This window comes from Paenibacillus tritici, from assembly GCF_013204885.1.
GTDB classification, from domain to species: domain Bacteria; phylum Bacillota; class Bacilli; order Paenibacillales; family Paenibacillaceae; genus Paenibacillus_AQ; species Paenibacillus_AQ tritici.
The window spans coordinates 84,409-92,368 of the sequence record NZ_JABMKX010000024.1; the positions used below are offsets into that span (position 1 = coordinate 84,409).

The following is a 7,960-nucleotide window of genomic DNA, read 5'->3' on the forward strand; positions in this document are numbered from 1 at the left end:
TTATGCTCCTCTCTCTCAAAGTTTCATCGTCAATCATCAGACAGCTACGCGCTGACACCGCCGGATGCCGACTTCAGCGGCAGCTTGCGCCGCGAGCTTCGGGCGACATAGAACAAGAGGGCCGCCCCCGCTGCCGCACTCAGCATACACGACAGGTTCATTAGGCCAACACCGCCCTGATTCAGCAGCATTCCGTTCAGCAGATTCCCGAGAATGCCGGCTAAGCCGGAGAATACGATGTTGAATACACTTTGCCCGGTCGCCTGCATCTCCGCCGAGGTAATCTTCGATACATATTCAACCGCTGCAATATAGAAAAAGCCGAAGGAAAGGCCATGAAGCACCTGCACCCCGATCATTACCGAAGGGTATGGGAAGGCCACCTGAATCCCCCAGCGCAGCACATAGATCGTTGCGCCGAGCAGCAGCGTCCGCTCCATCCCCAGTCTGCGGATCACTTTGGAGGCGAAGAACATGGAAGGCACATTGGTAATCGACGCCAGAAACAGGGCGATTCCGGCAGTGCCGGTCGATCCCCCGACAGACTGGAAAGCAATGACAAAATACGTGCCAAACGCCGTCATGGTCTGGTTGACCAGGAAGCTCCCGCCCAAAAAAGCCAGAAAGATGCGGTTGCCCAGCAGTTTTTTGACGCCCTGGGAGAAGGACTGGCTCATCATGTGATTCTCCTCGGCCTGCTTAGGCAGGGTGAAGGCGATCACCACCGCAATGCTGTTAAGCAGCAAGAACGGCAGCCAGATCGTCGATACGGAGAATTTGGACACATACTGTCCCCCCGCAATGGCCCCTACGGCAGCGCCTATGCTCATCATCATCCGGATGCTGCCGTAAGTCGCTCCGGCTCTGTTCGCGGCTGCTATGGCGTAGGAGTCGGCAATAGGCGCCTGTGTGGAGGAGAAGATCGTGGACACGGTATACACCAGCATCAGCACAATGAAATACTCCGAGCGGTACATTACAGCGAGCACAGCCGGAACCGCTACACTCAGAATAAGCACCAGCCGCGCCTGGTTATATCTGTCGGACACCATTCCCCATAAGGGCTGGACGCAGATTGCGATCAGGGTTCCTATAGCCATCAGCACGCCGATCTGGCTGACTTCAAGTCCGTTCGATTTCAGCAGCAGCGACAGATAAGAGCCGAAGGAGCCCCCGGCCAGTCCCAGAAACAGATAGAACCCGCGCAGCTTTGTTATTTTTTCCATGGGGATTACAAGTCCTCTCTCATTCTTTTTAACAGAATACCCAACCTTCCTGGCCAAGTGCTGCATTTAATAGAGCAAAACCTATTAAGGCGGTGGACAAGTGGGCCAAATCAATAGATTGAAACGGAGCAAACCCTGTCTAACGGATAAACTCAATACGGGTAGAGCCGCCCATTCCGGCTTCGGCTGGACCTCCAGTAATTGGAGCGGTTATGCGATCTCCGGCAAAAAGGGCACCTACCGGCGGATATCCGCCGACTGGATCGTCCCTTATGTAAAGCCAACAGTAAAAGCTACGTTCTCCTCGGCCTGGATCGGCATCGACGGCTTCAAGAACAGCAGTCTGATTCAGACCGGAACCGGCCACGAATCGGTAAACGGGAAGGTCCGCTATTATGCCTGGTGGGAAATCCTTCCTGCCTCGGAGACTGTTATTCCCTTGCCGGTATCTCCCGGTGACCACATGCGGGCTTCCATCGTCAAGCTCAGTCCCGGCAAATGGTGCATCACCCTGCGCAACCTCAGCAAGTGCTGGGTATTCCGCACCGTACAGCGCTATAACGGGCCGCAAAGCTCCGCCGAATGGATTGTGGAGGCTCCGCAGATTGGCTTCGATATTGCACCGCTGGCCAAAATCTCTCCGGTCTGCTTCACCTGCTGCCGGATCAACGGACGCAGCCCCGGACTTAAAGCCTCCGACGGCGGCATTATGATCCAGAATAATGTCCTGCTGGCACTGCCTTCAGCCCCGCGCTCCTGCGGAGATGCCTTCTCGGTCAGACGGCTCTATCCCAAAAGCCAGCCCGCCGGAAAGTCCAGAAAAACTGCCGCCAGGTAAAAACGGCTACGCCGTCCCCTTAAAGGACGGCATTCGCTTAAAAAGCCTGATCATCCCGCTTCCCGTAAAAACCCTCAATCCAATATATACAATAGCAGCATTTACATCAACCTGCAGTAATACCCATCCACAAAATATCTACTTAAAACATACAATTTCATCTATTTAAAAATCAAAGAGCAGCGGCATGAGGCACCGCTGCTCTTATCTATCTATTAAATTCATGCTGCAGAGCATTCTTCCAAATCCTAGTCGGCTGGAATCGTGTCTACCTTCACCAGGTTAGTGGAACCGGAACGTCCAAGCGGGATACCTGCAGTAATCACTACAAGATCGCCTGCTTTGACCAGACCGGAAGCTTTACCGCCGTTAAGGGCAGTTTCCAGCAATTCGTCAGTGGAATGAGCTTCAGGACCGAATACAGGAGTTACGCCCCATACCAGCGCCAGCTGACGCATTGTTCTTTCCTGGGTAGTTACAGCAATGATCTGTGATTTCGGACGGTATTTGGAAACCACGCGTGCCGTGTGGCCCGTTACTGTCGAAGAAATGATCGCCTTGGCATTCAGGTCCAGAGCGGAAATCGCTACGGATTGGCTGATCGCTTCAGTTACAGTAGTTTCTTGAGCAATCTGCTGCTTCATGAAGATCTCACGGTGGTTCAGGGCAGATTCCGCTTTCTCAGCGATGCGGGACATGGTCAGTACGGATTCTACCGGATATTTCCCGGCAGCCGTTTCACCGGACAGCATGATTGCATCTGTTCCGTCGAAGATTGCGTTCGCTACGTCACTCGCTTCAGCGCGGGTAGGACGCGGGTTGCGCTGCATGGAATCCAGCATTTGGGTAGCTGTGATTACCGGTTTGCCAGCGATGTTACATTTCTGAATCATCAGCTTCTGCGCCAAAGGCACATCTTCAGCAGGAATCTCTACACCCAGGTCGCCACGGGCAACCATGAGGCCGTCGGAAGCCGCCAGAATCTCATCCAGGTTATCGACACCTTCCTGGTTCTCGATCTTGGAGATGATCTGAATGTGGGAAGCATCGTGCTTCGCAAGCAATTCACGGATTTCCTTAACGTCGCTGGCTTTGCGGACGAAAGAAGCGGCAATAAAATCAATGTCCTGTCCGATCCCAAAAATGATATCGCTGGTGTCTTTTTCCGTAATACCCGGCAGGGAGATGGAAACTCCTGGTACGTTAACGCCCTTCTTGCTCTTGATAGTACCGCCGTTAACAATACGGGTCTTGATTTCGGTGCCTTGAATGTCAACAACAGTAAGGCCGATCAGGCCGTCGTCGATCAGGATGGTTGATCCCACTTGAACATCATTAGGAAGGTCGCTGTAGGTGATGGAGATACGGTTTTGGTCGCCAAGGATCTCTTCCGTAGTCAATGTCAGATACTCGTCCTGTACCAGTTCAATCGGTTCAACTTCCAGCTTGCCTGTACGAATCTCAGGTCCTTTGGTATCGAGCAGGATGGCAACAGTCTTGCCAAGTTCCTTGGAAGCTTGACGGATCGTGTTGATCCGGGCTCCATGCTCATCAAAATCACCGTGGGAGAAATTCAGACGGGCCACATTCATACCAGCCAAAATCAATTTTTTGATATTCTCCAACGATTCACTTGCAGGTCCGATCGTACATACAATTTTACTTTTCCGCATTAGGTTTTCCTCCGTTTTTTCGTTCTCTCTGTCTCACTTTTTCCAACTACAAAATCTACTATAAGGTTCGCTCTCTGTATAGGAACTTTATCACATGTAAAGACATGCACGTTTTGTTGCGCCCTTATGAATATTACTGCAAGTTGAAGACAAAATCAATGTTAGTGCCTGTTTTTGCTGTAAATTAAAGTCGAATAATATTAGGATTGCCCTTAAAACAAAAATCATCCCGCAAGAAGCACAGGATGATTAGAGTGGGAAAAAATGTATAATAGGTCCTGTCCCACTTATGGACTGGAATAAGCTGGGATATGTCGAAAAGTGCAAACCAGCGGTATCGTCTAAGCAGTCCTTACCCTGAGGTTAGGCTAGCGTTCATTCTACAATCTGCACTTCTTCCTGATCGGAATCCTGCTCCAGTACCGACTCGGAAAACTCGCCGATCTTGCGGAATTTCAGGTAACGGTCTTCCTTAAGCTCTGCTGCATCCATGACGGAGATCTCCTCCAGGTGACGCCAAAGCGCATCCTTAACCGCCTCCGCTGTCGATTCATAATTACGGTGCGCGCCGCCTCTGGGTTCAGCAATAATCTCCTCGATCACTTGCATCTCCAGCAGATCCGTCGCCGTAATCTTCATGGCCTCCGCTGCCTGCTCCGCCTTGGTGGCATCCTTCCAGAGAATAGACGCCGCGCCATTGGGAGAGATCGCAGAATAAATCGCATTCTCCAGCATCAGGACCCGGTTGCCTACGGCCATCGCCAAGGCTCCGCCGCTGCCGCCCTCGCCTATAATCACACAGATAACCGGTACGGCAAGCTGCGACATCTCGAACAGGTTGCGGGCGATCGCCTCCGATTGTCCGCGTTCCTCTGCGGTATTGCCGGGATAAGCGCCTTTGGTATCAACAAAGGTTATGATCGGACGGCCGAACTTCTCCGCCTGCTTCATCAGGCGCAGTGACTTGCGGAAGCCTTCCGGGTGCGCACTGCCGAAGAAGCGCAGAATGTTCTCTTTAGTATCTTTGCCGCGCTGTTGTCCGATGACCGTGACCGGCCGGCCGTTCAGCTTGGCAATCCCGCCGACTACAGCCAGATCATCACCGTACAGGCGGTCGCCATGCAGCTCTATGAAATCCGTGAAGATAAGCCCGATCAGATCCAGCGAGGTCGGGCGCACATGATGACGGGCCAGATGCATCTTCTGGGCCGGGGATATATTGGAATAGATTTCATTCTCCAGCTCGCTGTAGCGTTCCTCAAGCCGGGCTACCTCATCGCTGAAATCTATGCCCTTCTCTTCGCCGAACTGCTTCAATTCGGCGATTTTTTTGCGCATTTCTACCAGAGGCATTTCAAAAGGCATCTCTCCTGCCAACCTAAAATCCCCCTTTCACATCATGCAGCTCCAGCAGCTTGGTCAACGTGGAGCGCATTTCCTTACGGTGCACGACCAGATCCAGCTGTCCGTGCTGCAGATTGAATTCTGCCGTCTGGAAATCCTCGGGCAGCTTCTGGCGGATCGTCTGCTCAATGACAATCCGTCCCGCAAAGCCGAATACCGCTCCCGGCTCGGCAATAATAATATCACCCAGGCTGGCGAAACTCGCCGATACCCCGCCTGTGGTCGGATCAGTAATTATGGAAATATACAGGCCACCCGCTTCACTGAACCGGGCCAGCGCTGCACTTGTCTTCGCCATCTGCATCAGACTGAGAATGCTCTCCTGCATTCTGGCTCCGCCGGATGTGGAGAATATCAGCATCGGAAGTCTTCGTTCCGTAGCTTCTTCAACCGCTCTTGTAATCTTCTCGCCAACCACGGACCCCATGCTGCCGGTGAAGAACTCAAAGTTCATCACGGCAACAATAACCGGATGTCCGCCGATGCTTCCCTGGCCGGTGATGACGGCTTCAACCTGTCCAGTTTTGGACTGCTGCTGTTCCAGCTTGGAGGCATAGCCGGGGAATTTCAGCGGATCAACGGAAGCCATCTCGCTGTCGAATTCAATGAACCCTTCCGGGTCCAGCGTCATCGCAATCCGTTCCGATGCATTCAGGCGCATATGATAGCCGCAGGACGGGCATATTTTCAAGTTCTTCTCCAGTTCCTTGCTGTACTGGATCGTTCCGCATTTGTTGCATTTGTTCATGAGGCCCTCGGGAATCTCACGTTTGGGGCGCTCGCCTTCCGCCGGTCCGCCGCTTCGCTCCAGACGTTCTGAAGGAATGATCGCGTACTTCCGTTTTTTCTGAAATAAATCTTTGAACAAGGGTCGCACCTCTTCAGCCGTTTATTTGCGTAAATAGCAGCTTGCCGCTGTCATGAATACTCTTATCTCTCTAAAGTTGTACTCTCATGGATGCAGAATCAGATTCAGGACCTCCTGCACTTCTTCAAGCTCTCCCGAAGGAACCAGAATCTCAAACTGCTGCTTGGACATATTGATTGGACGGCATTTGATCAGAAATCCTTCTTCCGTAAGCTTCCTCTGGATCATCTCCGCCACTTTGGCGGTCGGCGCTATATAGATTACCGTCCACATGCCCTGCAAGGCCTCCCTAATCTCGAATCCAGCCGTATCCTGAATATAATGAAATTATGATAACACAGTTTTCTTTTTTCCCGCAAGCAAGCCCGGCAGGAAGGAGGCATGACCGGAAGGCCGTACAGAGCGAATGCCGGAAGAGCGGTTATTCCGTCCCCGTAACATGCGGATATACCTTCGCACCCTCATGCCGGTGGGCGATTCGGGCTGAAGCTGCAGCCGCTATTCCGGACACAAGATCATCCAGAAAGACATGTATGCTTTCCTTATCATCATTCAATTTGCCGATAATTCCAAGCTTTATTTTATCCAGATAGCCAAAACCGGTCAGTCCGATCATTCCGTACACGCTCGTGATGCCCAGGGCCAGAGTCTCGTCCGCCCCGTAGAGCGATTCATCCGCTTCCATAACGGCCTGAAGCGGCTGGGGCAACAGCTTCTTCTCCGCCAGCTCATCCAGCGCAATCCCCGTCATCAGCGTATACTGCACCTCTCTTTTGTTCAGCACCGACTTGACACTGGTCAGGCACTCATCCTCAGTCAGATCCGGGTAATAGACCGATTGCAGAGTATAGACGATCTCCGCAATAGAAGCAAGCGACACTCCCCGGCGCTCCAGCAGATTCTCTGCCATTTGATAGGACATCCTGTTCCTCCCCTTTCCGCACGGGACCATGTCCCGCTATATAAACTGAACTTAAGAAGGTTGACTGGCAGATTCCCAAGTTCACTCTATTGGTTCCCTAATGTATGCGGAAAAGGGCGGAGATGTGCTAACTTTAAATCTAAGAAAATAGGTTTAAGCTTGATAACTTCTCAGAATCCTGCCAAGCATGCAACATTTCCCTCAATGAATCGGGGCAAGTCTACAATTGTTGCACAAAAGGCAGCATTCTGGCTCTTCCAAGCGGCTTATTGGAGCAATTCCTGCAATTCATGCAACACTTCTCCGTCCACCCGGTGATCTATGGATCAAAGCTGCAAAATGTACAACATTCACGTCTGCCGGGCTTGCCGGGCTGCCTTGCTTGCCGAGAAGTCTCCGCACTGCCCCCAGCGAATCACGTGTAAGCTACCACAGCAATTGATCCGCAACTTATTAGATTGTTGTCTTAAATACATTACACGAATCAGTCCTCCGGCTGCGGTCACAGCATGCTAAAGCGGATACCTGAAGTTGATACGTAGTCCCGTCCCGCTGCTTCACAGGGAATACATACCCTTAAGCGCACAGCAGCTCCGCTCCTACTTGATCCGGACGGTCCCGGCTCCCAGCATACCTTCGATGGCTGCGAACAGCTCCTCTGAAGGCTCGATCCGGTAGCTGTCGCTGAGCGCCAGCACCTTCTGGTTGCGCTCGTAGAACAGCAGCGTGGCTGCGGGTCCCGGGTGGGTCTGCAGCAGCGCCTGAAGGCGCGGCAGCAGACCCTTCAGCTCGGCACCCGGCGTGATCTTGATGAAGACACGCCCGGTGCTCTCCGCTGAGCTTGCTGCGCGCTCAGCAGAACCCGGCTGCCCCGGGCGCAGCGGGGCAGGGCTGTCCGGCCGCGCGGCTGACGCGGCCGGGGCCCCAGGCGCGGCCTGCGCAGCGGCCGCGTCAGCGCGCGCACCGGGCGGCTGTGCCGCCGGTGTGCGCGTGCCTGGTGCAGCGGCGGCGCCAGCTGCACCGCCGGGC

Annotated in this window: 7 protein-coding genes and 1 pseudogene; 1 reads left to right on the forward strand and 7 read right to left on the reverse strand. The window is 53.2% G+C overall.

The genetic code is table 11. The features are described from left to right. Positions 1 to 44: 44 nt before the first annotated feature. Positions 45 to 1,226 (reverse strand): MFS transporter, encoded by a 1,182-nt coding sequence (locus tag HQN87_RS29045; protein WP_173140385.1) that lies wholly within the window; start codon positions 1,224 to 1,226, stop codon positions 45 to 47. 100 nt (positions 1,227 to 1,326) lie between these two features. Between HQN87_RS29045 and HQN87_RS29050 the strand changes: the two genes are divergently transcribed. Further along, positions 1,327 to 2,064, forward strand: a complete 738-nt coding sequence (locus tag HQN87_RS29050; RefSeq protein WP_246553434.1) for a G1 family glutamic endopeptidase — start codon at positions 1,327 to 1,329, stop codon at positions 2,062 to 2,064. A 248-nt stretch (positions 2,065 to 2,312) separates the two neighbouring features. Here HQN87_RS29050 and pyk read toward each other — a convergent pair whose 3' ends face one another. The 6 genes and pseudogenes from pyk to HQN87_RS32170 all read right to left on the reverse strand — a co-directional run. Then, positions 2,313 to 3,737: a pyruvate kinase gene (gene pyk / locus HQN87_RS29055; RefSeq protein WP_173140387.1), complete on the reverse strand. Its 1,425-nt coding sequence runs from the start codon at positions 3,735 to 3,737 to the stop codon at positions 2,313 to 2,315. Positions 3,738 to 4,112: 375 nt separating this feature from the next. Next, on the reverse strand, positions 4,113 to 5,114 hold the full coding sequence (locus HQN87_RS29060; RefSeq protein ID WP_173140389.1) for an acetyl-CoA carboxylase carboxyltransferase subunit alpha: 1,002 nt from the start codon (positions 5,112 to 5,114) through the stop codon (positions 4,113 to 4,115). Position 5,115: 1 nt separating this feature from the next. Then, on the reverse strand, positions 5,116 to 6,009 hold the full coding sequence (gene accD, locus HQN87_RS29065; RefSeq protein WP_173140391.1) for an acetyl-CoA carboxylase, carboxyltransferase subunit beta: 894 nt from the start codon (positions 6,007 to 6,009) through the stop codon (positions 5,116 to 5,118). Between the two features lie 84 nt (positions 6,010 to 6,093). Beyond that, positions 6,094 to 6,282: a hypothetical protein gene (locus HQN87_RS29070; protein WP_036700684.1), complete on the reverse strand. Its 189-nt coding sequence runs from the start codon at positions 6,280 to 6,282 to the stop codon at positions 6,094 to 6,096. 148 nt (positions 6,283 to 6,430) lie between these two features. Beyond that, entirely contained in the window at positions 6,431 to 6,931 is a 501-nt protein-coding gene (locus tag HQN87_RS29075; protein WP_173140393.1) for a phosphatidylglycerophosphatase A family protein, read from the reverse strand. 599 nt (positions 6,932 to 7,530) lie between these two features. Further along, positions 7,531 to 7,960, reverse strand: a pseudogene (locus HQN87_RS32170) (DNA polymerase III subunit alpha); the annotation flags it as partial.

Bases quoted from the DNA above. Each gene is read 5' to 3' on its own strand.
- HQN87_RS29045 (WP_173140385.1), bottom strand. From the start codon at position 1,226: ATGGAAAAAATAACAAAGCTGCGCGGGTTCTATCTGTTTCTGGGACTG.
- pyk (WP_173140387.1), bottom strand. From the start codon at position 3,737: ATGCGGAAAAGTAAAATTGTATGTACGATCGGACCTGCAAGTGAATCG.
- HQN87_RS29075 (WP_173140393.1), bottom strand. From the start codon at position 6,931: ATGTCCTATCAAATGGCAGAGAATCTGCTGGAGCGCCGGGGAGTGTCG.
- HQN87_RS29070 (WP_036700684.1), bottom strand. From the start codon at position 6,282: ATGTGGACGGTAATCTATATAGCGCCGACCGCCAAAGTGGCGGAGATG.